Genomic DNA, 562 nt, shown 5'->3' on the forward strand with positions numbered 1-562 from the left:
TGGTGGAAAAGCCAGTGGAGTCGTCGGAGCAGCGGACATCGCTCCAGGAGAAACAGGATGATCGTGAGCTAGCGCTGTTGAAGGAGCGTATACGGGCGGAGCTGAAGCAGGGTGAGCAGGAACGGAAGACGTCGGCGGATCGGAAGTTGCAGAAGAAGCCATCGCGGCTGTCGTCGGTGCCGGAGTTGCCGGGCCAGGAAAAGAAGAATCCGCCGGTTGGGCAGTCGTCCTCATCGAAGCCGCTGCCGGTGAAGGCATCGTCGGCGGAGTTGATAGATGCGGTGCAGACGCAGGAATCGAAGCCGCTGAGGCGGTTCTCGCTGCTGCGGAACCCGTCATCGCCGTCGCTGTTGCAATCTCAACCGAAGCTGGTATCGCCGTCGCCATCGGTGACGAAAAAGTCGCCGATGGCAAAGCGTCTGCCGGTGACGTCGGTGAAACAGTCGTCGGTGCCGGTGTTGCCGTCGCAGTCGCAGAAGGCAGCACCTCTGGTGCATCCGCCGGCACGGTTGGAGGTGGAGGGGCGGATCAGCGCGTCGGATACGGTAATCAGCCTGTATCC

The 562-nt window shown here is 61.9% G+C and carries 1 protein-coding gene; it reads left to right on the forward strand.

From position 1 onward, the window contains the following. Positions 1 to 14: 14 nt before the first annotated feature. The coding region (locus tag MJ783_RS15335) for a hypothetical protein (RefSeq protein WP_239311121.1) at positions 15 to 562 on the forward strand (548 nt) is incomplete at its 3' end.

It is taken from the genome of Protofrankia sp. Cj3, from assembly GCF_917627355.1.
GTDB lineage: Bacteria > Actinomycetota > Actinomycetes > Frankiales > Frankiaceae > Protofrankia.